The organism is Rhizobium sp. FKY42 (assembly GCF_005222835.1).
In the GTDB taxonomy this organism is placed as follows: Bacteria; Pseudomonadota; Alphaproteobacteria; order Rhizobiales; family Rhizobiaceae; genus Neorhizobium.
The window spans coordinates 27,612-54,018 of record NZ_STGA01000002.1; the positions used below are offsets into that span (position 1 = coordinate 27,612).

At 57.6% G+C, this 26,407-nt stretch carries 26 protein-coding genes and 1 pseudogene; 17 read left to right on the forward strand and 10 right to left on the reverse strand.

Annotated elements, in window-relative coordinates; all coding sequences use genetic code 11:
- Positions 1-47: 47 nt before the first annotated feature.
- From E8M78_RS00245 to E8M78_RS00255, 3 genes are read right to left on the reverse strand one after another with little or no spacing between them, the layout of a single operon-like run.
- On the reverse strand, positions 48-980 hold the full coding sequence (locus E8M78_RS00245) for a polysaccharide deacetylase family protein (RefSeq protein ID WP_137133148.1): 933 nt from the start codon (positions 978-980) through the stop codon (positions 48-50).
- Positions 980-1,936, reverse strand: a complete 957-nt coding sequence (locus tag E8M78_RS00250) for a polysaccharide deacetylase family protein (RefSeq protein ID WP_205910202.1) — start codon at positions 1,934-1,936, stop codon at positions 980-982. The genes E8M78_RS00245 and E8M78_RS00250 overlap by 1 nt, the downstream gene beginning before the upstream one ends.
- A gap of 1 nt (position 1,937) precedes the next feature.
- Positions 1,938-2,615 (reverse strand): isochorismatase family protein, encoded by a 678-nt coding sequence (locus tag E8M78_RS00255; protein WP_137133149.1) that lies wholly within the window; start codon positions 2,613-2,615, stop codon positions 1,938-1,940.
- Between the two features lie 234 nt (positions 2,616-2,849).
- Between E8M78_RS00255 and E8M78_RS00260 the strand changes: the two genes are divergently transcribed.
- The 4 genes from E8M78_RS00260 (at position 2,850) to E8M78_RS00275 (ending at position 6,586) form a co-directional block, all read left to right on the forward strand.
- A complete protein-coding gene (locus tag E8M78_RS00260) occupies positions 2,850-3,386 on the forward strand; it encodes a carboxymuconolactone decarboxylase family protein (RefSeq protein WP_137133150.1) in 537 nt (178 codons plus the stop codon).
- 72 nt (positions 3,387-3,458) lie between these two features.
- Entirely contained in the window at positions 3,459-5,078 is a 1,620-nt protein-coding gene (locus tag E8M78_RS00265; RefSeq protein WP_170973276.1) for an FAD/NAD(P)-binding protein, read from the forward strand.
- A 59-nt stretch (positions 5,079-5,137) separates the two neighbouring features.
- Positions 5,138-6,004: a DUF1989 domain-containing protein gene (locus E8M78_RS00270; protein ID WP_137133152.1), complete on the forward strand. Its 867-nt coding sequence runs from the start codon at positions 5,138-5,140 to the stop codon at positions 6,002-6,004.
- Between the two features lie 78 nt (positions 6,005-6,082).
- Positions 6,083-6,586: a hypothetical protein gene (locus E8M78_RS00275; protein WP_137133153.1), complete on the forward strand. Its 504-nt coding sequence runs from the start codon at positions 6,083-6,085 to the stop codon at positions 6,584-6,586.
- A gap of 7 nt (positions 6,587-6,593) precedes the next feature.
- Here E8M78_RS00275 and phnF read toward each other — a convergent pair whose 3' ends face one another.
- Positions 6,594-7,331, reverse strand: a complete 738-nt coding sequence (phnF, locus tag E8M78_RS00280) for a phosphonate metabolism transcriptional regulator PhnF (protein WP_137133284.1) — start codon at positions 7,329-7,331, stop codon at positions 6,594-6,596.
- Positions 7,332-7,410: 79 nt separating this feature from the next.
- Here phnF and phnG point away from each other — a divergent pair, with 79 nt between their 5' ends.
- From phnG to phnN, 13 genes are all read left to right on the forward strand, one after another.
- The gene (gene phnG, locus E8M78_RS00285) at positions 7,411-7,881 is read left to right on the forward strand and encodes a phosphonate C-P lyase system protein PhnG (RefSeq protein WP_246658162.1); all 471 of its coding nucleotides are present in this window, start codon (positions 7,411-7,413) and stop codon (positions 7,879-7,881) included.
- On the forward strand, positions 7,881-8,486 hold the full coding sequence (phnH, locus tag E8M78_RS00290) for a phosphonate C-P lyase system protein PhnH (RefSeq protein WP_137133154.1): 606 nt from the start codon (positions 7,881-7,883) through the stop codon (positions 8,484-8,486). The genes phnG and phnH overlap by 1 nt, the downstream gene beginning before the upstream one ends.
- Before the next feature lie 3 nt (positions 8,487-8,489).
- Positions 8,490-9,584 carry a carbon-phosphorus lyase complex subunit PhnI gene (locus tag E8M78_RS00295; RefSeq protein ID WP_137133155.1) on the forward strand — a complete coding sequence of 365 codons (1,095 nt, stop codon included), beginning with the start codon at positions 8,490-8,492 and terminating at the stop codon, positions 9,582-9,584.
- Complete coding sequence (locus E8M78_RS00300; protein WP_137133156.1) at positions 9,581-10,462, forward strand: alpha-D-ribose 1-methylphosphonate 5-phosphate C-P-lyase PhnJ; 882 nt, start codon at positions 9,581-9,583, stop codon at positions 10,460-10,462. The genes E8M78_RS00295 and E8M78_RS00300 overlap by 4 nt, the downstream gene beginning before the upstream one ends.
- A complete protein-coding gene (gene phnK, locus E8M78_RS00305) occupies positions 10,459-11,235 on the forward strand; it encodes a phosphonate C-P lyase system protein PhnK (protein WP_137133157.1) in 777 nt (258 codons plus the stop codon). The genes E8M78_RS00300 and phnK overlap by 4 nt, the downstream gene beginning before the upstream one ends.
- Positions 11,236-11,245: 10 nt before the next feature.
- Positions 11,246-11,953, forward strand: coding sequence for a phosphonate C-P lyase system protein PhnL (phnL, locus tag E8M78_RS00310; protein WP_137133158.1), 708 nt, complete (start codon positions 11,246-11,248; stop codon positions 11,951-11,953).
- Positions 11,950-12,567, forward strand: coding sequence for a DapH/DapD/GlmU-related protein (locus E8M78_RS00315; RefSeq protein ID WP_137133159.1), 618 nt, complete (start codon positions 11,950-11,952; stop codon positions 12,565-12,567). The genes phnL and E8M78_RS00315 overlap by 4 nt, the downstream gene beginning before the upstream one ends.
- Before the next feature lie 119 nt (positions 12,568-12,686).
- Positions 12,687-13,535, forward strand: a complete 849-nt coding sequence (phnC, locus tag E8M78_RS00320) for a phosphonate ABC transporter ATP-binding protein (protein ID WP_137133160.1) — start codon at positions 12,687-12,689, stop codon at positions 13,533-13,535.
- A 78-nt stretch (positions 13,536-13,613) separates the two neighbouring features.
- Positions 13,614-14,522: a phosphonate ABC transporter substrate-binding protein gene (gene phnD / locus E8M78_RS00325; protein WP_137133161.1), complete on the forward strand. Its 909-nt coding sequence runs from the start codon at positions 13,614-13,616 to the stop codon at positions 14,520-14,522.
- Positions 14,523-14,596: 74 nt separating this feature from the next.
- Entirely contained in the window at positions 14,597-15,562 is a 966-nt protein-coding gene (gene phnE, locus E8M78_RS00330; RefSeq protein WP_137133162.1) for a phosphonate ABC transporter, permease protein PhnE, read from the forward strand.
- A gap of 5 nt (positions 15,563-15,567) precedes the next feature.
- Positions 15,568-17,085, forward strand: coding sequence for a phosphonate ABC transporter, permease protein PhnE (phnE, locus tag E8M78_RS00335; RefSeq protein WP_137133163.1), 1,518 nt, complete (start codon positions 15,568-15,570; stop codon positions 17,083-17,085).
- A 51-nt stretch (positions 17,086-17,136) separates the two neighbouring features.
- Positions 17,137-18,273, forward strand: a complete 1,137-nt coding sequence (locus E8M78_RS00340; protein WP_137133164.1) for an alpha-D-ribose 1-methylphosphonate 5-triphosphate diphosphatase — start codon at positions 17,137-17,139, stop codon at positions 18,271-18,273.
- On the forward strand, positions 18,273-18,866 hold the full coding sequence (gene phnN, locus E8M78_RS00345) for a phosphonate metabolism protein/1,5-bisphosphokinase (PRPP-forming) PhnN (protein WP_137133165.1): 594 nt from the start codon (positions 18,273-18,275) through the stop codon (positions 18,864-18,866). Before E8M78_RS00340 ends, phnN begins: the two co-directional genes overlap by 1 nt.
- Here the strand turns inward: phnN and E8M78_RS00350 are convergent.
- From E8M78_RS00350 to E8M78_RS23515, 6 genes and pseudogenes are all read right to left on the reverse strand, one after another.
- A complete protein-coding gene (locus tag E8M78_RS00350; protein ID WP_137133166.1) occupies positions 18,853-19,893 on the reverse strand; it encodes a zinc-dependent alcohol dehydrogenase family protein in 1,041 nt (346 codons plus the stop codon). The two genes, phnN and E8M78_RS00350, sit on opposite strands and share 14 nt — an antisense overlap.
- Before the next feature lie 94 nt (positions 19,894-19,987).
- Positions 19,988-21,499 carry a glycerol-3-phosphate dehydrogenase gene (glpD, locus tag E8M78_RS00355; protein ID WP_137133167.1) on the reverse strand — a complete coding sequence of 504 codons (1,512 nt, stop codon included), beginning with the start codon at positions 21,497-21,499 and terminating at the stop codon, positions 19,988-19,990.
- A gap of 109 nt (positions 21,500-21,608) precedes the next feature.
- Positions 21,609-22,373, reverse strand: a complete 765-nt coding sequence (locus E8M78_RS00360; RefSeq protein WP_137133168.1) for a DeoR/GlpR family DNA-binding transcription regulator — start codon at positions 22,371-22,373, stop codon at positions 21,609-21,611.
- Between the two features lie 118 nt (positions 22,374-22,491).
- Positions 22,492-23,925: an NAD(P)(+) transhydrogenase (Re/Si-specific) subunit beta gene (locus E8M78_RS00365; protein ID WP_137133169.1), complete on the reverse strand. Its 1,434-nt coding sequence runs from the start codon at positions 23,923-23,925 to the stop codon at positions 22,492-22,494.
- 16 nt (positions 23,926-23,941) lie between these two features.
- On the reverse strand, positions 23,942-25,516 hold the full coding sequence (locus E8M78_RS00370; protein ID WP_137133170.1) for a Re/Si-specific NAD(P)(+) transhydrogenase subunit alpha: 1,575 nt from the start codon (positions 25,514-25,516) through the stop codon (positions 23,942-23,944).
- 218 nt (positions 25,517-25,734) lie between these two features.
- Positions 25,735-26,378, reverse strand: a pseudogene (locus tag E8M78_RS23515) (aldehyde dehydrogenase family protein); the annotation flags it as partial.
- Between the last annotated feature and the right edge of the window lie 29 nt (positions 26,379-26,407).

A 26,407-nucleotide genomic window follows, 5' to 3' on the forward strand; every position in this document is an offset into this window, starting at 1 on the left:
TCGATAACGAAGCCGTGGCAGAGGGGAGTTGCCCCTTTGCCTGCGGATCAGGCCGTTTGGCCAATCTCACGAAATGCGGCAGAGATTTCCCCCGCGGAAGCGTTCCACACGCCTTCCCGCGAGAGAATGTAATCAAGCACTTCCCGCAGATATTCGATGCGGTAGGGCATGCCCGAAACCCAGCTATGGATCGGCAGGCTCATGACTCGGCCGCCATAGTGTTCACTCTCGCGGTAAAGCACATCGAAGCGATCCTTGACCTGCTGAACCCAGTCCGCTTCAGATTGGAAATACTCGTCAGCCACCACCCGGTCGTCGGTCTCGTAGGCCATCGGCACGGCTATCAGCGGTCCGTTTTTCGTCCGCATCTCGTAGGGCAAGTCGTCGTTCGCCCAGTCAAGACCAAACGTTACGCGGTTTTTTGCCAGCAGGTCTGGCGTGTTGAAGCCCTGGGCTCGTCCGGGCGAAAGCCAGCCTTCGACCTGTTGGCCACTTGCCTCGCGAAGCAGTGAGAGAGCCTCCGCGATGATGGCGTTTTCGTCATCTTCCGACAGACCGGAATGGTGCACCTTGCCCATGTCCAGACCATGGGCAACAACCTCGTGCCCGCCCTGAACCACCGCTTCGAGCAGAGCAGGATAGCGGCTGGCGATGATGCCGTTGATCGCAAAGCTTGCCTTCAATCCCTTCTCGCCGAACAGCTTGAGAATGCGGAAAATGCCGACCCGATTGCCGTAATCGCGGTTGGTATAATAGCGAAAATCCGGATAGGGCATGGACAGAGCACCCGGAGCCTTGAACGGCTTGGATGGCATGTCGAGTGGAAAGTGCTGCACATGGGTGACGATGGACAGCGCAATGCGCGCCCCGTTCGGCCAGACGATAGGAGCACGCTGAAACAGGTCGCTCCAGTCGTAGCGGTCATGATCCATGCCGTAATGGCGTTCCGGATACTTCAGATAGTCTTCGGGCATCGACATCAGCGTGTCTCCTTCCCCACATCATGGGGCCCTGCATTATGGGCGGCAATCGCCGCGCTCATCGCGTCATAGGCGCCGGTGGAGTGATAAGCCGCAGCAATTTCGCGGCCCGTCGTCTGCCAGACACCTTCATGGCCTGCGATGTATTCGATCGCTTCGGCAAAGGCATCGATGCGATGTGGCTGGCCGACGAGATAAGGATGCAGCGGAATGCACATGACGGTGCTGCTCTCATCGCCTTCCTTGTAGAGCTGGTCGAACTGCCGCTTGATGATTTCACCATAATGGCGTGGCGTGACCTTCTGCGTGTTGTAGACGATGACGTCGTTCATCTCGAGCGAATAGGGCATCGAGATCAGCTTGCCACTCTTCACCTTGACCGGCATTGGCTGGTCATCGTGGAACATGTCGCAGGTGTACTGAATGCCCGCCTCGGACAGGATATCCATCGTCCAGAAATTGTTGGAAAGAGCCGGTGAAAGCCAGCCCGCCAGTTCCTGCCCAGTATGCTTACGCACTGTATCGAATGCATCGCGGATGATTTCCCGCTCTTGCTCAATATCCAGATTGTAGACGTAGCGCGTGTTGTAGATGCCGTGGGAGAAAAACTCCCAGCCGCGGTCGGCGCACGCCTTGATGATCTCCGGGTGGTGATCGCAAAGCGCGACATTGAGTGACACGGAACCGCGAAAACCGGCACGATCCATCGCCGCCATCATGCGCTGCCAACCGGCGCGATTACCATAGTCGCGGTGCGAATATTGCAGTACATCCGGGTTTGGCCGTGCCCAGGGCGTGCGCGTTGGATTATTCGGCGGATTGTATTCGTAGAATTCGATATTCGGGGCGATCCAGACTGCAATCTTCTTGTTTCCGGGCCAAACGATCTTCGGGCGGTTGGGCCAAGGAAGATAATCGTAAAGACCGAGATCGGATTTCATCGGTTCGGCAGACATTTCAGCGCGCCTCCGGCTGATAGGCCTCGTACCAGGCAATGGCATCTGCAACGGGGATCACGTCGCCGTATTTGATCGCAATGTCATAGAGGTTGGCGAAGTGGGGACTCTCATGCTTGTCGGCCACGCATTCCTCCGGAACGATGACGCGGTAGCCGCGAGAAATGGAATCCACCACGCAGGCACGAACGCAGCCAGAGGTCGATCCGCCCGTCAGCACCACCGTGTCGCACTGGTGCCACACCATGAGCGATTGCAGGTTTGTTTCATGAAACGGTGATGCCATCCGTTTGTTGATGATGATGTCCTTGACATGATCGATCTTCAGACGCGGATCGAACTCTGCCCGGCGCGAGCCGACCTTGATGTTCTGCAGCGAGTCCGGCGTGTTTGTCCGCGTGCCCCAGACACCGCAATCCTCGCCGGATTCCATATAGGCCACATAGGTCCAGGTGATCGGCAGACCCTTTTCACGCGCCAGACCGGAAAGTGTGTTGACGTAATCCAGCTGCTTCGGGTCCGTCTCATAGGCCGTTACGAACTCGCCGACGCGGGTATAGGCGCATTGCAGATCGATGTTGATCAGCATCGGCTTGCGCCCGAAACCGAACCGCTTACGCGTAGGGTTGGCCTTGGCCTGCTCATACAGTTGACGAGCAGTGAGCGACGACAATTCCATTTGGGCCTCCTGCATTCATGCGCCGTCCGCATCATTGCCCATTCGGGCTTATCCCCAGCGGATCGGCTTTTCATTAATCCCTATTGTTATCACTTTATATCATTTGTAAAGTCTATTTTGAGTTGCTGATGTTGCGATTTTTGGGGTTGCTCCCTGACGATGCAATTGCCCAAGGAAAGACTTCGTTTTGCCAGCCGTTTAAGCAGGCCGACACCGGAAGGAGGAGAAAAAAGGATGGCGCTTTCACCATGTCCACCGCTTGGCGATGACCTTTGGCCCAAGTCTATTGAAGACTTGCGTTCGGGTTTTGCCGGGCAACTGAACATCTACCGAACCATGGCGCACAATCCCGCACTTCTGCGGGCGTGGGCACCTCTGCGCCAACATCTGGTGAAAGACAGTGCTTTGGGGCCTGAGCGCTCCGAAGTGGTCATTCTTCGCACGGGTCACCGCCTCGGCTCCCATTACGAATGGGCGCATCACGTCAGCCGAGCACGCCAGCTTGGCTTTTCCGATGAGCGGATTCGCGCAGTAGCCGCCATGCCTGACGGAGAGGATGGGCTGATCGTGCGCGCGGTTGATGCGATATTCGACCAACATCACATCCCCCCTAAACTCGAGCGAGAATTGGAGCACATTATAGGTCAGGAGGCGGTTTTCGATCTGATCGCGACAGTCGGCTTCTACATTGTCCTCGGCGGCATTCTCATGACTTACGATACGCCTGTCGACGATGCGATCGTCACGGAGATGACGAAGAACCCGATCTGAGAGCCGTCCACGGAACCACCTGGTTTTGGCAGCGTTTCCCAGTTGCAATCATGCTTTGTCAGGACGTGTACCGTGAAAATTGCGATCGTTGGCCTTGGACCGACTGGACTTTATACATTTTCTGAACTCGTACATGCTGGCGCTTCCATGGACATCACCATCTATGACGAAGGTGAGTGGGCTGGTGCCGGTACACCTTATTCTCGCCAAGGGGCCAGCCGTCTCATGCTGGCGAACATCGCCAGCATCGAAATTCCGGCACTCAATGGCGTCAGCTATCTGGACTGGCTGAAATCCTGCCCGCCCCGAATACTCTCCGATTTCGGCATAGAGCAGGATGATCTGAACGAGAGACTATTCACGCCACGTCTGCTCATCGGTTGCTATTATCATAATCAACTCCTGACCTTGCAGCAGCAGGCAGAACATCGCGGCTATATTGTAAGGCTGCACGAAAAGACGACCATCATCGACATAGCAGAAGCGGCCGGTCGCTTCCGGATCGAAAGGTCTGACGGCGGCGTGGATGAGGGCTTTGACCGGGTGATCGTCGCGACCGGGCATGATTTCGGCAAAGACAGCGCAAGTTCCTCCTATTATCCAAACCCCTGGTGCGGCCTGCTCTCGGCAGATGTTCCAGCCGCTCGTATCGGCATCATGGGCACCTCTCTCAGTGCGATTGATGCATGCCTCGCAGTTGTTGCCCAACATGGTGAGTTCGTCAAAAGCGATGAGGGTGAACTGACCTATCGCACCGAGGAGCAAGAACTTAAGGTCAGCTTCATGTCGCGCAACGGAATCCTTCCTGAGGCCGACTTCTACTGCCCAATTCCGTATGTTCCGACGACGATCATGACAGAAGCCTCGCTCATGGCCTGCACGTCGAAGCCGAACGTACTCGATGCTATTTTTGATCTGTTCGCCAAGGAGATCACTCTCGCCGATCCAGCCTATGCAGCGAGGATCAATCTGGCCAACCTCGATGCGGATAGCTTTTCTGAAGCCTATTTCGCGGAACGCATGGAAGGTGATGCATTTGCCTATGCGAGGAAGAATCTGGCTGAAGTGGAGCGAAACAAGGCCGCAAAGCGAACCATAGAATGGCGATACGCTATCCTGCGCATGCATGAGCAAGTTGAAAAGCTGGTGCCGTTCTTCTCGGATAGCGACCTCTCGCGTTTTGAGCGAGGCCTGAAGCGGGTGTTCAGCGACAACTACGCCGCGGTACCTGCGACCTCCATCCGGCGCCTTCTTGCTTTGTGGGATGCAAATATTCTGGATGTCGTGACGTTGGACGATGATTATGAACTCATCCGATCTGAGACAACCACGACAGTCCTGTCCGCCCGGGAATCGCATGTCTTCAATGTTTTCATCGACGCACGCGGACAAAAAGCCCTGCGGACCGAAGACCTGAAGTTCTCGAACCTGCGTCAGACCCTGATGGAGGATGGCCAGGACATCCCGGAAGTCGATGAGCAGTTTGCCTTGGTCTCGCCGTCGTCACTGCACAAGCGCGTTTACCTGGCGGCTCTTCCCTACTTGCTGCATGACCGACCCTTCGTTCAGGGCATTGTGTCTTCGGCAGAAATCGGCGCAACGGTCGCGCAAGACATTCTCACTACGCTCGAGATTGGACCGATCGGGGATGAACTCGAAGTTGCCTTGCAGGAAGATGTTATAGCTGCCTAATGTATCCTCTTGAGTTCAGGCTGCGCCATTACAGCGTGCAGCGCCATGATTAAAAGGATATGTCTGTGAAGCCGAAGGCAGCCCACCCAGCACCCAGCGACGCACTTCAGCGTAGATCGGTGAAGCCGGTTATCTGTTATCCGACAGAGACGCTCCCCCGCCCGAATATCGGAGCCTATCAGGCACTGCGCGGCGATCTTGAACTCATCGAAACGGTTGTCATCCCTCCGCGAGAAGCCAAGACGTGGGAGGTTCCGGCGGGTCACTTCTGCCGCATGGTCTGCACGGAAGGCCCGCAGGTCGGTGATCTCAACCTTTTCAATCTGCATGATCTTTCTGAGCGATTCTACAGTGGAAAGACACGCGCTTTGAACGGCACTCATGTAGGCGTTGGCGATCAGCTTTTTTCCAGCCTTCCCTATCTGCGCCCCATCGCAACCATCACTTACGACACGCTGGACTGGTATGGCTTCGATGAATTTGGCGGTTCCGTGCATGATGTGATCGGAACGCGCTGCGACCCATACACACACAATCTTCTGAGCCATGGCGGTCAGTATCACCATTGCTGCCATTCCAACCTGACGCGTGCTCTGGCGGAGAAAACCGGCCTCACCCTGCCGGAAGCAGAACCGCACGTGCATGATGTCCTGAACGTTTTCATGTGCACTGGCTTTACCCGCGACACGGGCCAGTATTTCATGAAGGCCAGCCCCGTTCGTCCGGGAGACTATCTGGAATTCTTTGCAGAGATCGATCTGCTCGGATGCATGTCTGCCTGCCCCGGCGGAGACTGCTCTGCCGAGCATTCGTCGGATACTGCCGCCTGCTACCCGATGATCGTTGAAATCTACCGCCCACGCGAGGCACCAGCCGGATGGAAGAGTCCGACCGTCAACGGTTATGACCGCAGCCACGGGACATGATGTGATTTTCACGTATCCTGCTGAAGGATGCCATGATAGGAGCGGCTCGCTTCTAGAACAAAACGGGCCGCTTGGACTATGACACCTGCCTTCTATGCCGATTACATCGCAGACCTTCAAACTTTGCTGGGGCAAGTCGATGGTTCAGCGGATGATTTGCAGACATTTGATGTGCACATCGAACTGGCGGCTGCTGGAAGCCTGATCGTTTATGAAAGCAAGCGGCGCAAAGGTTTGACGGACAGCCTGTTTTACGGTCGCCCGAAGGGCAGCGCTTCGAACCAGAAGATTTCGAAGGAAACGGCCTTTAACGCAGTGAGCCGCTTTTTCTCGCTTGGCCAGTTTCTGGCACTGACGGACAAAGCCTCGGATACGCTTCGGCTCAGTGACGAGTTTCCGCACTGCGCTGTCAGAATTTCCTATCGCAGGAAGGGCAGTCCGAAGGCGAGGTCCATGGTGATGATTTTCATTGCCTTCAACGACGAAGTTGATGCACTGACCTATGCCAAGTCCATCGATTCGCCGGAAATGCTGATCGCTGACCGCCCCTATAACGGCAAGCGTATCTACGAATGGAAGTAACCGCGCTTTAAAACCGGATGCTGAAGCGAACGCGATCCGCCGGAAACCGGGTGATGGAATACTGGATCGGCTGATCGGCCAGATCCGTGTTGATTGATTTCGTCACCAGCATGATTGCACCCGGCGTGAGACCGAGAATATCCAGATCTTCCTGATCGGCGTGCACGGCATAAACCTCGGTCGATTTGCGCAGATAATCGGTCACCCCAAAATCCAGAAAAGCTTTGGTGATCGATTGTTTACGTCTGAAAGCGTCCGCAAAGCCTGCGAAGCGCTGGCCCGGCAGCCAGGTGATGGAGCGGCCGACCGCCTGTCCGTCGGCGCTGCGGCGGGTTTCCAGCCGGCAAACATCCGCACCAACGGGTAAGCCCAGATAAGTCGCCACCTCGGCGTCGGCTTGTTCCACGCATTCCCGCAGCAGTTCGCCGCTGAGTTGTTGTGCCTGATCCGCCAAACCAGCGGTGAAGCGCGTGCGAGGACTAATGGGAAAATCGAAGCGGTCTTTGCGGGCGATGCGGGTGCCCTTCCCCTTTTCGACCAGCAGCAAGCCCTCGTCTGAAAGCGCCGCAATGGCCGCACGGACGGTGTGGCGGTTGACGTCGAATTCCGTCGCCAACTGCATTTCGGACGGCAGAACGCCCGTTTGATCATAAAGGCCAGCCGAGACGTTCGTGCGAATACGATCTGCGATCTGTCGCCAGATGGCGACGCCCTTTTGACGCTGCAGCATGTCCGCCCCTGTCATATGCGTGTCACGCACAGATTCTAAAACTCTCAACAGTTGTCTAGATGTCTAGATAACTAGACAAGTGGAGTCAAGCGCTGTGATCGAAATAGCAGGAACTCATCCTTCCGATCCGTTGGACGCCAAGCGCGCACTGGCGCTGTTGGCACGGGCTGACCATCAGACCTTGAAGCAAGTCTGGGATGGCCTTCCGGCAAAGCCGCAATTTCGCAAGATCCGTGGGCCTGAAGTCGGGCTCGTCATGGTCAAGGGCCGCATTGGCGGCGGTGGCGACCCGTTCAATCTGGGTGAGGCAAGCGTTTGCCGCGCGTCCATTGAGACGGATGCAGGTGTGATCGGCCACAGCTATCGCTTGGGGACGGATAAGGCTGCCGCTGAACTGGGTGCGGTTCTCCATGCTCTCTGGCAAAGCGACGATCATCGGCAACACATCGAGAGCACGCTGCTGAGCCCGGTCGAAAAGCGTGCTGAAGCGGACGCCCGCACCCGCAGCCAGCAAACAGCGGCCACGAAGGTTGATTTCTTTACAATGGTGAGGGGCGAAGACTGATGGTCGCAACAGCAACTCTTCTACCTGGATTTGCAGATCCTGTTTTCGATGCGCAGGCCGTCTTTCGCGCAGCCATGGATGCGCTGGCGCGTCCCGGTACGATCCAGCAAATTGGCTGCCCGCTGACCCCGCCAAAAGGCCTCTGCGCTGCGTCTGCAGCTCTGATGCTGACGCTCTGCGATTACGATACGCCGGTCTATTTGTCGGCCGCATTGGCGCAGGGTGTGGTTCCCGGCTGGCTTGGCTTTCATGCAGGAGCGAAGATCACGAGCGACAAATCGACCTGCGCCTTCGCCTTCTTCGAAAAGGGCAGCACCCTGCCCGCGTTTGGCCATTTTTCTCAAGGCACGCAGGATTATCCTGACCGCTCAACCACGATCATCCTCGAAGTTGCCAGCCTCGAAGGCGGCGCACGGCTTTCTCTCTCTGGCCCCGGCATTAATGGCGCCACGGAAATTGCGCCGCTCGGATTGCCTGCGACTTTCCTCGATCAATGGCGCGTCAACCGAGCGTTGTTTCCACGTGGCATCGACCTGATCCTGACCTGCAGCAACCGTCTGATCGGCCTGCCACGCACGGTCAACATCAAGGCTCTGGAGGGCTGAACCATGTATGTTGCCGTCAAAGGCGGGGAAACTGCCATCGCCAACGCCCATCAACTTCTGGCTGACCGCCGCCGGGGCAATCGCGAGCTTCCGGCCATTGCCATCGAGCAGATTGTCGAGCAACTGGCACTGTCCGTCGATCGCGTCATGGCTGAAGCTTCGCTTTATGATCGCTCGCTGGCAGCGCTAGCCGTGAAACAGTCACGCGGGGACCTGATCGAGGCGATCTTCCTGCTGCGAGCCTATCGCACCACGCTGCCGCGCTTCGGTACATCCGAGCCGATCGATACAGCCAGGATGCAGATCGAGCGTCGCGTTTCCGCCACTTACAAGGATCTTCCCGGCGGACAGCTTCTGGGGCCTACATTCGATTATACGCACCGCCTGCTAGATCCGGACCTTCTGCACGACACGCCGGTTGAGGCCCCTGCCGGAAGGACAGATGCCGACGAACCGGTGATGCGGGTCAGCGAAATTCTGGCGGGCGAGGGCTTGATCGAAGCGGATGGTGAACTTCCTGCTGATCACGTGGCGGGCGATTTGACACGAGAGCCGATGGAATTTCCCATGACGCGTGATCTGCGCTTGCAGGCGCTTGCCCGCGGCGATGAAGGTTTTCTGCTGGCGCTCGGCTATTCCACGCAGCGCGGTTACGGGCGCACTCACCCATTTGTCGGCGAAATTCGCATCGGTCTGGTAGACATTGAACTCGATGTACCGGAACTCGGCTTTGCCGTCTCGCTCGGTGAAATCCTCGTCACAGAATGCCAGATGGTGAACCAGTTCAAGGGATCCGCCAAGGCTTCGCCGCAGTTCACCCGCGGCTATGGCCTCGTCTTTGGCCAGAGCGAACGTAAGGCCATGTCCATGTCGCTGGTGGACCGGGCGCTGAGAACGCAAGAGTTTGGCGAGGATGTCGTTGCCCCGGCGCAGGACGAGGAATTCGTTATTTCCCATTGCGACAACGTGCAAGCGACGGGCTTCGTAGAGCACCTGAAACTGCCGCATTACGTGGACTTCCAGGCCGAACTCGATCTTGTGCGCCGTATGCGCGCGAAGCACGCCCAACCTCATGACCATCAGGAGGCCGCCGAATGACCGCGCTGGCAGACTATAACTTCGCCTATCTGGATGAGCAGACCAAGCGGATGATCCGCCGGGCCATCCTGAAGGCCATTGCCATTCCCGGCTATCAGGTTCCCTTTGCCAGCCGCGAAATGCCCATGCCCTATGGCTGGGGGACAGGCGGCGTGCAGGTGACGGCTTCAATCCTCGGTCCTCACGATGTGCTGAAAGTCATTGATCAGGGCGCGGATGATACAACCAATGCGGTTTCCATACGGGCGTTCTTCCAGAAAGTCGCCAATGTTGCGGTCACCACGAAAACCTCGGAAGCAACGATCATCCAGACCCGCCACCGTATTCCGGAGGAAACCCTCGGCGTGAACCAGGTGCTGGTCTATCAGGTGCCGATCCCGGAACCCTTGCGCTTTCTGGAGCCGCGCGAAACCGAAACGCGGCAAATGCATGCGCTGGAAGAATACGGGCTGATGCACGTGAAGCTCTATGAAGATATTGCCCGCCATGGCCGCATCGCCACGACCTATGCCTATCCAGTGAAAGTTGCCGGGCGCTATGTCATGGATCCGTCGCCTACGCCGAAATTCGACAATCCGAAGATGAACCAGTCGGCGGCCCTTCAGCTTTTCGGCGCCGGACGTGAAAAGCGCATCTATGCCGTGCCGCCTTACACGGATGTGGTCAGCCTCGATTTCGAAGATCATCCTTTTGAGGTGCAGACCTTCGAGAAGCCCTGCGCGCTGTGCGGTGCGCGCCACGTCTATCTTGACGAGGTGGTTCTGGATGACAAGGGCGGCCGCATGTTCGTCTGCTCTGACACGGATTTCTGTGAAACGCGTCGGGAAGAGGGCCATCGCGGCGAAATGCTGGGCGATATCAAGGAAGCGGCAGAATGAGCGATCAACCTCTCCTGAATGTGCGCGGCGTTTCGAAATTCTACGGCAGCCGTGTAGGCTGTATGGATGTCAGCTTCGATCTTTGGCCTGGTGAGGTTCTCGCCATCGTGGGAGAATCCGGCTCCGGCAAGACAACGCTGCTGAATTGCCTTGCAACTCGTTTAATGCCGACGACAGGCTGCGTGCAGTATCGCATGCGGGGTGGCAATCTCCGCGATCTCTACCAGATGAGTGATGCCGAGCGCCGGTTTCTGATGCGCACGGACTGGGGTTTCGTGCACCAAAACCCGGCGGATGGCCTGCGGATGACTGTCTCAGCCGGTGCCAATGTGGGTGAGCGGTTGATGGCTGTCGGCAATCGCCATTACGGCAACATCCGCACTACAGCCAGCGACTGGCTAGAACGGGTGGAAATTGCGCAAGACCGCATTGACGACCAGCCGCGTGCCTTTTCTGGCGGCATGCGCCAAAGGTTACAGATCGCCCGTAATCTCGTGACCTCGCCACGGCTTGTCTTCATGGATGAGCCGACCGGCGGTCTGGATGTGTCGGTGCAGGCGCGTCTGCTCGATCTGGTTCGGGGTCTGGTTTCCGATCTTGGTCTTGCTGTCATCGTCGTCACGCATGATCTCGCTGTGGCGCGGCTTCTTTCACACAGGATGATGGTGATGAAGGGCGGCAAAGTGATCGAACAGGGCCTGACGGATCGTGTGCTGGATGATCCGCGCGAACCCTACACCCAGCTTCTCGTTTCTTCGATCCTTCAGGTTTAGGAGCTTTGTCGTGACCACTCCCCTCATCGTCTCCGACGTTTCGAAAAGCTTCACCATGCACCTGCGCGGAGGCTTGCGCCTGCCGGTCGTTGCCAATGTCAGGTTCTCGCTTGCCCGAGGTGAATGCGTTGTGCTGGGTGGTCCATCCGGCATCGGCAAGAGCTCGATCCTCAAGATGCTCTATGGCAACTATGCTGTCGATTCCGGCCAGATTCTGGTCCGACACTGCGACCAGATTATTGATCTGGCATCGGCGGAGCCGCGTGTGGTCCTGCAAACTCGCCGGGACGTGTTGGGCTATGTCAGCCAGTTTCTGCGCACCGTTCCCCGCGTTTCTGCGCTGGATGTTGTGGCAGAACCGCTTATTGCACGCGGTACGCCTGCCGGTGACGCCCGTGAGCGGGCCGAGGAACTGCTGGCACGGCTCAACCTTCCAAAAGATCTCTGGCAGCTTCCGCCTGCGACATTTTCCGGTGGTGAGCAGCAGCGCGTGAACATTGCGCGCGGTTTCATCACTGATCATCGCATTCTTTTGCTGGACGAACCCACCGCCTCACTCGATGCAGCCAATCGCGCCATCGTGGTGGATATGATCCAGGCCAAGAAGGAACAGGGTGTCGCGCTGCTCGGCATCTTCCACGATGAGGAAGTGCGCGAGGCTGTGGCTGACCGAATTCTGGATGTCTCCCAGTTCTCACCGCGAAAGGTCGCAGCATGAGCCGCATCTTGCAGGAAGCACCAAGCGTTCACGAAACGGCAAGGGTCGAAAACACGACATTCGGTCGATACACCGAAGTGGCAGAGTTCTGCCGTATTCGCGACTGCGCGATTGGCGATTACTCCTACATTATGGAGCACGGGCATCTCTGGAATGTCGAGATCGGCAAGTTCTCGAACGTTGCCGCATTCGTACGAATGAATGCCACGCACCACCCAATGGAGCGTGCCACATTGCACCATTTCACCTACCGCGCCGGGAACTACTGGCCAGGACGAGCGGAGGATGAAGAGGACTTCTTCGCCGCTCGCCGCGCCAACCGGGTGATGATCGGCCACGACACCTGGATCGGTCACGGTGCAACTGTGCTGGCGGGCGTGAAGATCGGCAATGGTGCCGTGGTGGGTGCAGGCGCAGTCGTCTCGAAAGATGTTGCACCCTATACGGTGGTGGGTGGAGTGCCTGCACGCCTCATCCGCGAGCGCTTTCCGGCTGACGTGGCAGAGCGCATGGAGCGGCTGGCATGGTGGGACTGGAGCCACGATCTTCTGTTCGAATCTCTGGACGATTTTCGCAATCTGGATGCTGACGCATTCCTGCAAAAATACGCCTGAAGCGTAGTCGGATCAGGGCGTTAGAAGATTTTATATTTCTTACACAAAACGGACATCGGCACTTTACATTGGCGCACTATGGCTTGGGTCCAGCGTCAATGAAGGACGAAGGACATATCATGCGATTTCAGCTGGAAAATGTGACACGAAAGTTTGGCAAAAACACCGCCGTCAACAGTGTCACCCTCGACATTCCATCGGGCCAGATGGTCGGAATCATCGGTCGATCGGGTGCAGGAAAATCAACCCTCCTGCGCATGATAAACCGGCTTGTCGATCCCTCTGAAGGTCACATCCGCTTCGGCGATACCGAGGTATCCAGCCTCAAGGGTGCAGACCTTCGCCGCTGGCATCGGGACTGCGCCATGATCTTCCAGCAGTTCAACCTTGTGCCACGTCTCGATGTTCTGACAAACGTGCTTCTTGGTCGTCTGAACCACCGATCCACGGCAATGAGCATTCTCGGCATTTTCAGCCGCGAGGAGCGGTTGATGGCAATTGCTGCGCTTGAACGGTTGGGGATCGAACAAACCGCACTGCAGCCAGCAGGAACGCTTTCCGGTGGGCAGCAGCAGCGCGTCGCCATTGCACGTGCTCTCATGCAGGCGCCAAAGATGGTGCTTGCGGATGAGCCGATTGCTTCGCTCGATCCGCTGAACGCCAAGATCGTGATGGATGCACTGCGCGAGATCAACGAGCGCGAAGGCATTACTGTCATCACCAACCTGCACACGCTGGATACGGCTCGCAATTATTGTGAGCGCATTATCGGCATGGCGAAGGGCAAGGTGGTGTTTGACGGTACGCCGAACGAACTGGATGCCGATGCCGTATGTCGCATCTATGGCTCCGAACAGAGCGGCATCGACGAGGCGATGACGTCAACCTCCATTTCTATTCCGGGCGCCGCACTGAGCGAGCCCAAGTCATCTGCGGGGCAGATACGCTGGGCAACCGGCACGGCGTAAGCCGCAACGATCGAAGGCCCGCGTCAAGGGCACAAGCTTCTCTTTCAATCCAATCCATCCGTTACAGGGGATCGAACCATGTTGAAGAAAACCCTCCTTGCCGCCGCAGCACTTCTTTCGCTGGTGGGTGGTGCATCTGCCGCAGACATGAAGGAATTCCGCATTGGCCTGATCGGCGGCGAGAATGAAGCGGACCGCCTGCGCAACAACCAGTGCCTTGTCGATCACCTGAAGAAGGAGTTCGGCTTCGAGAAGGTCTCGCTCTTCCCGGCGGCAGACTATGACGGTGTCATCCAGGGTCTGCTCGGCGGTACGCTGGACTATGCAGAGCTTGGTGCGGCCGGCTATGCCAAGGCCTATCTGGCAGATCCGAAGGCCGTCGAGCCAATTTTCACGACGGTCCAGACCGATGGCTCCATGGGCTATTACTCGATCATGGTTGCGCGCAAGGATAGCGGTATGACCAAGGTCACCGATATCAAGGGCAAGAAGCTCGGCTTTGCCGATCCGGACTCCACCTCCGGCTATCTGATCCCGACCGTCACGCTGCCCGCTGCCATCGGCAACGTCCCCGTCAAGCAGTATGTCGGTTCCACCGGCTTTGGCGGCGGTCATGAAAACCTCGTTCTCGAAGTGCTGAAAGGCAATTTCGATGCCGGCACGACCTTTGGTTCTGGCGTTGGCAACTTCAAGGACGGTTACACCTCTGGCAATCTGCGCAAGATGGTGGAAAAGGGCATTCTGAACATGGATGACCTCGTCGAACTCTGGAAGTCGCCGCTGATCCCGAATGGCCCGATCGTTGTTCGCAGCTCGATCACGCCTGACATGAAGAAGAAGATTACTGCCTTCATGATGGATCTGCCGAAGAAGGACGCAGCCTGCTTCTCAGCGATCCAGGGCGGCGCGTTCAAGGGCTATGCCGAAGTAAACGTCGACTTCTACAAGCCGATCATCGACGCACGCAAAGCCACAATCGGCGGCTGATCAGCCAATTGATTAAGCGGCGTCCTTGCTGGTCGGGGCCGCCGTTCCCTTTTTCGCGCAGGATGAGCCAGATCATGAACAGCAGCAATATGTCAGGCCCTGTGCTTTCGCAAAGCGGCCAGTTTGTTGAGCAGCATTGGCGGGAGCTGAATGGCCGCCGCCGGACCTACACGGTGCTCGGCAGCCTTGCCCTGTTGCTCGCTCTTTCGGGTTCGCTCTGGTATGCCAACGATGCCAATTCCGGCAAATTCTTCGATCGGCTGCCGCATCTTTTCGATTTTCTGCAGGTGTTCGTTCCCCGCGACGGCATGGAAATCTTCCGCGCGATGTTCGATCTGCCCTCCCCATATGATGATGGCAGCCTGAAATACGACTATCCGGACGGCCGTCACTACCTGACCGATGGCTTCTACATTCCGGAATATTTTTACCGGATGCTGGAGACGGTGAACATTGCCATATTCTCCACCATCATCGGGGCGCTGGGCGGCTTTTGCCTCTGCTTTCTGGCCGCACGCAACATGACGCCAAGCCGCTGGCTTCGCTGGCCGGTGCGCCGGTTTATGGAAGTTCTGCGCGCATTTCCGGAAGTGGTCATTGCCGGTTTCATTTTGGCGATCTTCTCCATCGGACCCATTCCCGGCATTGTCGCCATCTCCGTCCATACCATCGGTGCGCTGGGCAAGCTGTTCTTCGAAGTCGTCGAGAACGCGGACATGAAGCCGGATGAGGGTCTGCGTGCCGTCGGCGGCAACTGGCTCGAGCGGCTGTGGTTCGGCATGGTTCCGCAGGTGATGCCGAACTTTTCCAGCTATATTCTTCTTCGCCTCGAAATCAATGTGCGCGCTTCCACCATCATCGGCGCGGTGGGTGGCGGTGGTATAGGTGAGGCTCTGCGTCTTTCCATCAGCCGGGGCGATGCGGCCAAAACCATCGCCATGATCATTCTGCTTCTCCTGACCGTGATTGCGGTAGACCAGTTTTCCGCCTGGCTGCGCAAGAAGCTGGTGGGCGAGCAATCCTTCCACATGAGTGCGTGACCGCCATGACCCTGCTTTCGACACCCGAATACGAACGTCTGGCCGCCCGCCACGAGCACCTTCTAACGCAGAGCGCCTGGAAGACCTATCGCGCTCCTCTCCTCGCCACGGGCCTGATTGTCTACTTCATGTTCTGCTGGTGGTTCTTCTCCATCGGCAAGGTTCTGGGGAGCGCCAACTACAGCATTGCAGGCAATTACCTCGCGGACTGGGTTTCCTACGAAATCCGCCCGGAGCTCAACATAGATCGCGATGGTGCCATCACCATCACCTATTCGCGGTTCGATCCCATCGGGCCAAACCCGAACCCGGACTGGATGAAGTCCGAAACGGCAACCGTCACCCGACAGCCTGTTGCGAGTGCGCAGCCGGAGGCACCTGCCGCATCAGCACCCGCCCCTGCGGCCCCCGCCTTCAACTTCATGGCAAACGCGCCAAAGGCCGAAGCAGCAGCCAGCGCAACGACCGTCGCCAGAGCTCCGGTCACGGAAACAGCCATCGTCAAGTCCACCATCGACCTTGGTCGCAGTGCAAAGATCGTGGTGGATCATCAGTCTGTCATTCTCACGCGCGGCAGCGAAACCGTGGAACTGAGGCTGGATAATGCCGCCGGTACAGTAACAGCTCAGGCGCCGCTTCCGACATGGGTAGAGCAGCGAATGGCCGGTGGTCGCGCCTATGCCTATTTCGGCTTCGCCGGCTGGGCGGAAGTGTCTGCGGACCGTGTGCGTATTCACAACCGCTTCTTCGGCTGGGCGAACTTTTTCTTTGACATCAACTCGGCCTTTTTCGGCAAATCTCTTGGTGAGGTTTTTACTCTTGTAATCAGTGGCCCGCGCATTGATGCGAGCCAAAGCAACCTTTCGCTCGCCTGGAACGACATTCTCTATAACCCGTCCTGGCAGCATCTGGATGTTTGGAGCAAGTTGCTGCAAACGCTGGTCATGGCTTTTGTCGGCACGGTTCTGGCCACGCTGCTTTCCTTCCCGCTTGCCTTTATCGCGGCCCGAAACATTACCCGCAATCGAGTGCTGAACCAGTTCACCAAGCGGCTGTTCGACTTCCTGAGGTCGGTGGACATGCTGATCTGGGCACTGTTCTTCACCCGCGCCTTCGGTCCCGGACCCTTGGCTGGCATCTCGGCCATCTTCTTCACCGATACGGGTACACTGGGCAAACTCTACGCCGAAGCGCTAGAGAACCTCGATGACAAGCAGCGCGAGGGCGTGAAATCCGTCGGTGCCTCCCCGCTTGCCATCCAGCGTTACGGTGTCGTGCCGCAGGTTTTGCCCGTGTTTGCATCACAGGCGCTCTATTTCTGGGAATCGAACACGCGCTCCGCCACCATTATCGGTGCGGTTGGTGCGGGCGGTATCGGTTTGAAACTCTGGGAAGCCATGCGCACGAACTCCAACTGGGAGAACGTTTGCTACATGGTGCTTCTCATCCTCCTCGTCGTCTTCATCTTCGATGGCATCTCGAACGCGCTGCGGTCCCGGCTCATCGGAACGGCACGCCACTAAGCGAGCAACACACAATCACGCTGCGCAAGCAGCCCATGCAAGGTCAGGAACATGTCCGAAACTATATTCACCAATGCCCGCATCGTGCTTGAAGATCGTATCGTCGAAGGCTCGCTGAGGATCTGCGGCGGCAAGATCGTCGAGATTGATGATCAGCCGACGCAGAAGGGCGAAGATCTTGGCGGTGACTATCTGATCCCCGGCCTCGTGGAACTGCACACAGACCATCTGGAAACCCATTATTCGCCCCGCCCCGGCGTACGCTGGCATACGACGTCTGCCATTCAGGCGCATGATGCACAAGTGGTGACGTCCGGGATTACGACCGTGTTCGACTGCCTGCGCATGGGCTCCGATGAAGATGGCGGCTTCGAGCAGGGCGAAATGCGCGAACTCGGCACAGCGATCCAGCAGGCCCAGAAAGATGAGCGCCTGCGCGCCGACCATCTGTTTCACCTGCGGTGCGAGGTGTCCTCCAACAATGTTCTGGAGCACTTCGCAGATTTCGCGCAAGACGATTTCGTGCGCCTCGTTTCGCTGATGGATCATGCGCCGGGCCAGCGCCAGTTCCAATCGATGGATCAATACATCCTCTACTACAAATCCAAGCGTGGTCTGACAGATGCGGAGTTTGCTGAGTTCGTGGCGCGCCGCGTTGCGCTTTCTGAACGCTACTCAGCGCCACATCGCATGGCGCTTGTCGAACAGTGCCGTGAACGTGGCATAACCATTGCCAGCCATGACGATGCAACGTTGGACCATGTGGACGAGGCAATCGAACACGGCGTGCGCCTTGCGGAGTTTCCGACCAGCCTTGAGGCAGCCGAAGCATCGCACAAGGCTGGCATGAGTGTGTTGATGGGCGCGCCGAACATCGTGCGCGGCAAATCCCATTCCGGCAATATTGCAGCCAAGGAACTGGCCCACCTTGGCGTGCTGGATGTCCTGTCTTCCGATTACGTGCCGCTCAGCTTGCTTCACGCGCCGTTCATTTTGGCCGATGAAATTGAGACGATCTCTCTGCCGCAAGCGCTGGCCATGGTAACATCTACGCCAGCACGCACGGTTGGGCTTGATGACCGCGGTCGAATTGACGAAGGGTTGCGTGCGGATCTGGTGCGGGTTCGCAGGCACGAAGGTGTGCCGGTGGTGCGATCTGTATGGCGTGAAGGAAAGCGGGTAGCCTGATGGTTTCGAGTGGCGCGAACACGGACGGCACTTTGTTGGCAGTCGTCGGGCCGAGTGGCGTGGGCAAGGACAGTTTGATCAATGCTCTTCGAACCCGCTTGCATGCGGACGCCAGCGTTCATTTCGTGAGGCGTGTCATTACGCGACCGGCCGATGCTGGCGGCGAAGACCATGACGCCGTAACCGTTTCGGAGTTCGAAAGACTCGTAGCCAATGGCGCATTTGCCGTCCATTGGCAAGCCCACGGTCTCTCCTACGGCATTCTTCGCTCGGCAGCTGAAGCCTATAACGCGGGCAAGACCGTTGTCGTCAACGGTTCCCGCGCCGCACTTCCGCTATTTTCCGGATGTTTCTGCAATACAATTGTGGTCAACATAACGGCTGACCCGGAAGTGATCGCCCAAAGGCTGGCATCGCGCGGACGAGAAGATGCCGAGCAGATTGCGCAGCGTCTGAAAAGAGGCGCAGATCTTTGCGTCCCCTGTCAACTGCCGGTTCACACGATCGACAACAGCCGCGATCTTGAAGCGGCTGTCGAGGAGTTTCTCAAACTGGTTCAGCGGCTGAACGTCAGGCGGGTCAAAACCGCGTAATCACGCTGATGCCGGTGCCTTTTGCCTGATCCAGCGAAACGAGTTCCGGGACTGCTTCTTCCAGGCTGATGCGACGGGAAATCATCTGCTGCGGTTTCACCTTGCCTGACAGGATCATTGCCATCATGGCGTCATAGCGCCACGCCTGCATGCCATGACTGCCGTAGATTTCCAATTCATGGCCAATCACTTGCGCCATGGGGATTTTCGGCGTTGCATAGTCGTCCACCATCAGACCCACCTGAACATGGCGACCTCGACGGCGCAGGTTCTTGATGGAATTGAAGCAGGTTGTCGGATGGCCCAAGGCATCGATGGACACATGCGCGCCCCCTTTGGTGATCTCACGCACCGCTTCGACAACATCCGGCACGTTTGCAGCATTGATGCAGGCAACCGCGCCGCACTGTCGCGCGGCCTCCAGCTTTTCCTCTGATAGGTCAATAGCAATCGGGTTCGCACCAAGAGCTGCCGCGATCATGATGGCCGAAAGGCCCACGCCGCCGCAGCCGTGAACCGCAACCCAGTCTCCCGGACCCGTGCGAGCCTGATCCACAACAGCACGGAACGAGGTGGCAAACCGGCAACCCAGGCTCGCTGCGGTCGCATCATCCACTTCTTCCGGCAGATGGACAAGATTGGTATCGGCATAATCGATGGCCACGAGTTCGGCGAAGGAACCCCAATGGGTAAATCCGGGCTGGAACTGGCTGGGGCATACCTGCTGGTTGCCGGAATGGCATTCACTGCAATGGCCGCAGCCGGAAACGAAAGGAACGGTGACGCGATCACCGACCTTGAAACGCATGACACCTTTTCCAGTCGCAACGACTGTGCCGGCCAATTCGTGACCCGGCACATGTGGCAGGGTGATATCAGGATCGTGGCCCTTCCAGCCGTGCCAGTCGCTGCGGCACAGGCCAGTGGCTGCTACCTCGAGAACCACACCTCCGAAGGTCGGATCCGGATCCGGCAGATTGCGGATTTCCGGCGTTTGACCGAACTTTTCGAAATACATGGCCTTCATGGTGATCCTCCATTTACGGGATCGATTTAGCGACCAATCATGAAGGACTCAAGCGCACAGTTTCACCGGTCCAGCCTGGGCTGTGGCGGCGAGACTACTGAAGCCTGCCGCACTTCTCGACCATATAGGTTTCTAGCTCGGTCGCCTGTTCCGGCGAAAGGAACAGACCCTGCTTGGTTCTGCGCCACAGAACATCTTCCGCCGTGCGGGCCCACTCCTTCTCAATCAACCAACGAACTTCGCACTCGTAAAGCGAACCGCCAAAATGGCGGCCGAGGTCTGCAGGCACGCTGGCCAAACCAATGATATTGCTCGCATCCGTGCCGTAGCAGCGGACAAGGCGTTCCGCATGGATCCTCTCCAGAAATGGAAAGCGCGAACGAAGCTGGCGAACCTGCGCCTCATAGCCATCGACGGCGAAATCGGCTCCCGGCAATTTGCTGCCGGCAGTCCAGGTCGGTCCCTTGTTGCCGATCTTTTCGCCAATCTTCTCCAGCGCGTGTTCAGCCAGACGTCGATAGGTCGTCAGCTTGCCGCCAAAGACATTGAGCAGCGGCGCGTCGGCACCTTCACCTTCGATCTTCAGAACGTAATCGCGAGTTGCTTCCTGTGCCTTGGAGGCTCCGTCATCAAAGAGTGGACGAACGGCGGAGTAGCTCCAGACGATATCCGATGGGCGAACCGGTTCCGCAAAGTACTCGCTGGCCGCGTTGCAAAGATAGGTGATTTCCTCAGCACTGATGCGGACGTCCTTCGGATCTTCCTTGTAGTCGCGATCTGTCGTGCCGATCAGGGTGAATTCGCCTTCGTAAGGGATGGCAAAGAAAATGCGGTTATCCGGATTCTGGAAGAAGTAGGCGCGCGAATGGTTGAACTTCTTGCGCACGATGATGTGCGAACCCTGCACAAGTCTGACATTGTGAGCGTTGTTCTTCCCCATGACGCCGTTCAAGACCTGATCAACCCAGGGCCCCGCCGCATTCACCAGCATACGGGCCTGGATCGACGAAGTCTCACCTGTTTCAGCATGCCGTAAAGTCACATTCCAGATGCCGCCTTCACGGCGAGCGGATATAACCTTGGCGCGATTGAAGATCTTTGCTCCGCGATTTGCGGCATCGCGCGCATTCAGAACGACCATGCGGGCATCATCCACCCAGCCATCAGAATATTCAAAGGCGCGTCCAAAAATCGGCTTCAACGCTTTACCCGCCTCGTCCTTCTTGAGATCGAGTGTCCTGGTGGCAGGCAATAGCTTGCGTCCGCCGAGGTGATCATACAGAAACAGACCGAGCCGGATGAGCCAAGCCGGACGCACGCCGCCCTTCTGGTAGGGCAACACAAAACGCAGCGGCCAAATAACATGCGGCGCCATGGCCCAAAGCACTTCGCGCTCCATCAGTGCTTCACGGACAAGGCGGAACTCATAATGCTCCAGATAGCGCAAGCCGCCATGGATGAGCTTTGTTGCGCCGGAGGAGGTGCCGGAAGCAAAGTCGTTCATCTCGGCCAGTCCAACGGAATAGCCGCGTCCAGCTGCATCGCGCGCGATGCCGCAGCCGTTGATGCCGCCACCAATGACGAAAAGATCCAGAACGTCGCTCACACTTCATCTCCAGCCAGCACGCGCATCCGCATGCGAAAACAGCGATTATTAAAATCGCATCAAAAACGAATGTCAAACGAAGATTATACGAAAACGTTCCGAAAGCGACTTATTCTCGAGTTTCGATCAGCCGGACGTCATTGTCCGCACAGATTGTTCTTATGCGCTCAAGCGGACAATGATTGGTTATAAACGTATGGACCTGCGATAGATGGCCTATCCGTACCGGCGCCGTGCGTTCGAACTTGGTGGAGTCCGAAACCAGGATTACATGGCGGGCATTGGCGATGATGGCTTGCGCAACTTTCACTTCGCGGAAATCGAAATCCAGGAGCGCGCCATCTTCATCGATGGCAGAGACGCCGATGACAGCGAAATCCACCTTGAACTGACGGATGAAATCGACCGCCGCCTCACCCACGATGCCACCGTCCGATCCACGCACAACGCCACCCGCGATAACCACTTCCATCTGCGGAAAGACCCGCAAGCGGTTGGCAACATTGATGTTGTTGGTGATCACCATCAGCCCGCGCCGCTCGATCAAAGCATCCCCCACCGCTTCCGTAGTGGTGCCGATGTTGATGAACAGTGATGAGTTATCGGGAATGAGGGCCGCAGCCGCCCGCCCGATCTCCTGTTTTTCGGATGCAGCTATGGCCCTCCGCGCCTCGTATTCCACGTTTTCGTTTCCGCTAGGAAAGATCGCACCGCCATGGACACGTGTGAGTGCCCGTGCATCACAAAGGTCGTTCAGATCCTTGCGGATCGTTTGCGGGGTGACGGAAAAACGCACCGCAAGATCCTCCACGGACACGCGTCCTGACGTCTTAGCCAATGCCACGATCTCTTCTTGCCGGGGGGTGAGCAGCATTTTCGCTTCGCTTTCTTTTGTTTCATCCAAATGGAAAGCGAAGATTTATCACAAGTCAAGCGAAAGAGGCGGAGCCGTTGCCAGCTCCGCCTCCCAATTTGCGCCTGATCGATGGTTCTTATTTGATCATCGGCAGCAGTTCATTCACTGACTTCTTGGCGTCACCGTAGAACATGCGCGTATTCTCCTTGAAGAACAGCGGATTCTCGATGCCGGAATAGCCTGTACCTTGACCGCGCTTGGACACGAAGACCTGCTTCGCCTTCCACACTTCCAGCACTGGCATGCCGGCAATCGGAGAGTTCGGGTCTTCCTGTGCAGCCGGATTGACGATGTCGTTGGAACCGATGACGATAACGACATCCGTGTTCGGGAAGTCCTCGTTGATCTCGTCCATCTCCAGAACGATGTCATAAGGCACCTTGGCTTCGGCCAGAAGCACGTTCATATGCCCCGGCAGACGGCCTGCCACCGGATGGATGGCGAAGCGCACTTCCTTGCCGGCTGCACGCAATTTGCGGGTCAGTTCAGACACCGCGCCCTGCGCTTGCGCAACCGCCATGCCGTAGCCCGGAACGATGATGACGCTGTCAGCCTCATTCAGCGCATTTGCAACGCCTTCGGCATCAATCGCAATCTGCTCGCCGCTGATCTCCATCGCAGGGCCGGTCGTTCCCCCGAACCCTCCAAGGATGACCGATACGAACGAGCGGTTCATCGCCTTGCACATGATGTAGGACAGGATGGCACCGGACGAACCGACGAGCGCGCCGACGACGATCAGAAGGTCGTTGGAAAGGGAGAAGCCGATGGCCGCTGCCGCCCAGCCGGAATAGCTGTTGAGCATGGAAACGACGACCGGCATATCCGCGCCACCAATCCCCATGATGAGATGGTAGCCGATGAAAAAGGCCAGCAACGTCATCAGCAGCAGTGTCCAGATGCCCGCACCGCCGACATAGAGAAACAGCAGGATGATAGACAGGATTGCGGCGCTCGCATTGAGCAGATGACCGCCCGGAAGCTTGGTGGCCTTGCCATCCACCTTGCCCGCCAGCTTGCCGAAGGCAATGACGGAACCGGTGAAGGTAACAGCACCGATGAACACGCCGAGGAAGACTTCGACCCTGAGGATGACCTGTTCGACATGAGTTTTATGGGCCAGAATGGCGGCAAACCCTTCAAGCGAATGACGCGTTGCATCGTCCATGGCCAGAACGCGGCTGAGCTCGATATGCGCATTGAAGCCGATGAACACCGCCGCAAGACCGACCAGCGAGTGCATGGCCGCCACGAGTTGCGGCATTTCCGTCATCTGCACCCGCTGCGCCACGACCCAGCCGATGGCGCCACCGGCTGCAATCATGACCAGCGACAGGAACCAGTTGCCAGCGCCTGGGCCGTAAAGCGTGGCCAGAACGGCAAGCCCCATGCCGACAATGCCATACCAGACGGCGCGCTTGGCGCTTTCCTGCCCGGACAACCCGCCCAGGGACTGGATGAAGAGAACCGCCGCAACGACATAGGCGGCTGTTGTAAATCCGTATTCCATTGTAGCTCTCCCCGCCTCAGGACTTCTGGAACATGGCGAGCATGCGCCGGGTGACCATGAAGCCACCGAAGATGTTGATCCCCGCCATGAAGACGGAGAGTGCGGCCAGGATGATCACGAGAATGCTGCCCGAGCCGATCTGCATCAGCGCGCCAAGAATGATGATCGACGAAATCGCGTTCGTGACCGCCATCAGCGGGGTATGCAGGGAATGCGACACGTTCCAGATGACCTGGAAGCCGACATAGCAAGAAAGAACGAAGACGATGAAATGACTCATGAAGCTGGCCGGAGCATAAAGGCCCGCCAGCAGAATGAGCGCGCCACTGACAGCAAGCAGCGTGAACTGGTTGCGGGTCTGCGCCTTGAAGGCTGCAGCTTCCACTGCCCGCTTTTCTTCAGGCGTCAGTTCCTTGACCTTTTCCTTGGGCTTGGCTGCCGCAATCGCCTGAATCTTCGGCGGCGGTGGCGGATAGGTTATGGCACCATCCTTCGTTACCGTCGCCCCGCGGATCACGTCATCGTCCATGTTGTGAACCGGCACACCATCCTTGGCGGGTGTCAGATCCGTCATCATGTGTCGAATGTTCGTCGCATAAAGCGTGGAAGCCTGCGTTGCCATGCGGCTGGGGAAATCCGTGTAGCCAATGACGGTCACGCCGTTTGGAGACACGATCTTCTGGTCCGCCACAGTCAGATCGCAGTTGCCGCCACGCTCTGCGGCCAAGTCCACGATCACTGAGCCCGGCTTCATGGCCGCGACCATGTCTTCCAGCCAGAGCTTCGGTGCATCGCGGCCCGGAATGAGGGCGGTCGTAATGACGATATCGATCTCGGGCGCGAGTTCGCGGAATTTCTTGAGCTGCGCCTCGCGAAATTCTGGCGAGGACGGTGCGGCATAGCCGCCCGTTGCGGCGCCATCCTGGGCGGGACCTGCGAAATCAAGGAAAACGAAATTTGCGCCCATGGATTCGATCTGCTCGGCCACTTCCGGACGAACGTCGAAAGCATAGGTGATCGCGCCAAGCGAGACCGACGTACCGACAGCAGCGAGACCCGCAACACCCGCGCCAATGACCAGTACCTTGGCGGGCGGTATCTTTCCTGCCGCCGTAACCTGACCGGTGAAGAAGCGGCCAAAATTGTTACCGGCCTCTATCACCGCGCGGTAACCGGCGATGTTCGCCATGGAGGACAGGGCATCCATCTTCTGTGCGCGGGAAATGCGTGGCACCATGTCCATGGCGATGACGTTCGCGCCCTTTGCATTAGCCGCTTCGAGAAGCTCCTTGTTCTGGGCGGGATAGAAGAAAGAGATCAGAGTCTTACCGGGCCCCAGAAGCTCCACTTCGGATTGCTCCGGCGGACGCACCTTCGCAATGAAATCAGCCGCACCATAGAGAGCAGCTGCGTTCGGCACCACAGTCACGCCTGCCTTGGCATAGGCTTCGTCGGAGAAACCGGCGGCTTTGCCAGAACCCGTCTCGATCAAGCATTCATAACCCAGCTTCTGAAGCTGAAGGGCGCTGTCAGGTGTCATTGCGACCCTGGCCTCACCCGGATAAATTTCTTTCGGAGAACCGATTTTCATCTTTATATCCCGCTCCCAAGTATCCGGCACCCTCTATGCCTGGATAACTGCTTCTGCCATCAATCCCCACGCAGACTGAAACCGGCCGGTAATTTCGGCCGATGACTAGGCGTACACGTCACCAGCACCGCTGACTAGTCTGAGAAATGCCACAGCGGTACGCCCAAAGACCGATCGGTGCGATTTTCCACCGATCGGTAATTTAGTGTGATTTTTAATTAGAACGGGCAGTGCTGGTTCGGATCGTCAATGGTCACCCAGCGCAGGTCTGCGAACTCGGCAATGGCAGCCTTGCCGCCGAAGCGCCCGTAGCCTGAACTCTTCACGCCGCCGAATGGCATCTGCGCTTCGTCTGCCACGGTTGGGCCATTGATATGCCAAATACCCGCTTCCAAGCGAGAGGCCAGTTCCATCGCCCGCTTGATGTCGCGGCTGAAGATGGCTGAGGAGAGACCGTAATCCGTTTCGTTGGCGATCCGGATGGCTTCCTCTTTGCTACCGACGCGAATCACGGGCTTCACCGGGCCTAAGCTCCCTTCATCGAAGGAGCGCATTCCGTCCTTAACATGGTCCAACAGTGTTGCGGAAACCACGCTGCCCTCGATCTCGCAACCTGCCGCAAGCGTCGCTCCTTTGGCCACAGCGTCATCTATGAAGGCCTGCATCTTTTTAGCAGCATCCGGGTTGACCAGAGACCCCAGCACCACGTGCCCCCTTGGATCACCGGCCGGAAGCTGCAACGCGTGGCGGAAAGCTTGGCGGCGAATTCATCCGCCACCTTTTCATGCACGATCAGCCTCTCGGTCGACATGCAGATCTGGCCCAAGTTCATATAGCAGCCGAATACGGCAGCATTCACCGCCTCTTGGAGAATCCGTGTTGCTAGCTCAA

Excerpts from the sequence above, each read along its gene's own strand:
- E8M78_RS00340 (WP_137133164.1), top strand. The coding sequence starts at position 17,137 with ATGTCCGAAACTATATTCACCAATGCCCGCATCGTGCTTGAAGATCGT.
- phnE (WP_137133163.1), top strand. The coding sequence starts at position 15,568 with ATGACCCTGCTTTCGACACCCGAATACGAACGTCTGGCCGCCCGCCAC.
- E8M78_RS00370 (WP_137133170.1), bottom strand. The coding sequence starts at position 25,516 with ATGAAAATCGGTTCTCCGAAAGAAATTTATCCGGGTGAGGCCAGGGTC.
- E8M78_RS00295 (WP_137133155.1), top strand. The coding sequence starts at position 8,490 with ATGTATGTTGCCGTCAAAGGCGGGGAAACTGCCATCGCCAACGCCCAT.
- E8M78_RS00245 (WP_137133148.1), bottom strand. The coding sequence starts at position 980 with ATGTCGATGCCCGAAGACTATCTGAAGTATCCGGAACGCCATTACGGC.
- phnE (WP_137133162.1), top strand. The coding sequence starts at position 14,597 with ATGAACAGCAGCAATATGTCAGGCCCTGTGCTTTCGCAAAGCGGCCAG.
- E8M78_RS00300 (WP_137133156.1), top strand. The coding sequence starts at position 9,581 with ATGACCGCGCTGGCAGACTATAACTTCGCCTATCTGGATGAGCAGACC.
- phnD (WP_137133161.1), top strand. The coding sequence starts at position 13,614 with ATGTTGAAGAAAACCCTCCTTGCCGCCGCAGCACTTCTTTCGCTGGTG.
- E8M78_RS00270 (WP_137133152.1), top strand. The coding sequence starts at position 5,138 with ATGTCTGTGAAGCCGAAGGCAGCCCACCCAGCACCCAGCGACGCACTT.
- phnC (WP_137133160.1), top strand. The coding sequence starts at position 12,687 with ATGCGATTTCAGCTGGAAAATGTGACACGAAAGTTTGGCAAAAACACC.
- E8M78_RS00260 (WP_137133150.1), top strand. The coding sequence starts at position 2,850 with ATGGCGCTTTCACCATGTCCACCGCTTGGCGATGACCTTTGGCCCAAG.
- phnK (WP_137133157.1), top strand. The coding sequence starts at position 10,459 with ATGAGCGATCAACCTCTCCTGAATGTGCGCGGCGTTTCGAAATTCTAC.
- E8M78_RS00315 (WP_137133159.1), top strand. The coding sequence starts at position 11,950 with ATGAGCCGCATCTTGCAGGAAGCACCAAGCGTTCACGAAACGGCAAGG.
- E8M78_RS00365 (WP_137133169.1), bottom strand. The coding sequence starts at position 23,925 with ATGGAATACGGATTTACAACAGCCGCCTATGTCGTTGCGGCGGTTCTC.
- E8M78_RS00275 (WP_137133153.1), top strand. The coding sequence starts at position 6,083 with ATGACACCTGCCTTCTATGCCGATTACATCGCAGACCTTCAAACTTTG.
- phnH (WP_137133154.1), top strand. The coding sequence starts at position 7,881 with ATGGTCGCAACAGCAACTCTTCTACCTGGATTTGCAGATCCTGTTTTC.
- phnF (WP_137133284.1), bottom strand. The coding sequence starts at position 7,331 with ATGACAGGGGCGGACATGCTGCAGCGTCAAAAGGGCGTCGCCATCTGG.
- E8M78_RS00250 (WP_205910202.1), bottom strand. The coding sequence starts at position 1,936 with ATGTCTGCCGAACCGATGAAATCCGATCTCGGTCTTTACGATTATCTT.
- E8M78_RS00350 (WP_137133166.1), bottom strand. The coding sequence starts at position 19,893 with ATGAAGGCCATGTATTTCGAAAAGTTCGGTCAAACGCCGGAAATCCGC.
- E8M78_RS00255 (WP_137133149.1), bottom strand. The coding sequence starts at position 2,615 with ATGGAATTGTCGTCGCTCACTGCTCGTCAACTGTATGAGCAGGCCAAG.
- E8M78_RS00360 (WP_137133168.1), bottom strand. The coding sequence starts at position 22,373 with ATGCTGCTCACCCCCCGGCAAGAAGAGATCGTGGCATTGGCTAAGACG.
- phnN (WP_137133165.1), top strand. The coding sequence starts at position 18,273 with ATGGTTTCGAGTGGCGCGAACACGGACGGCACTTTGTTGGCAGTCGTC.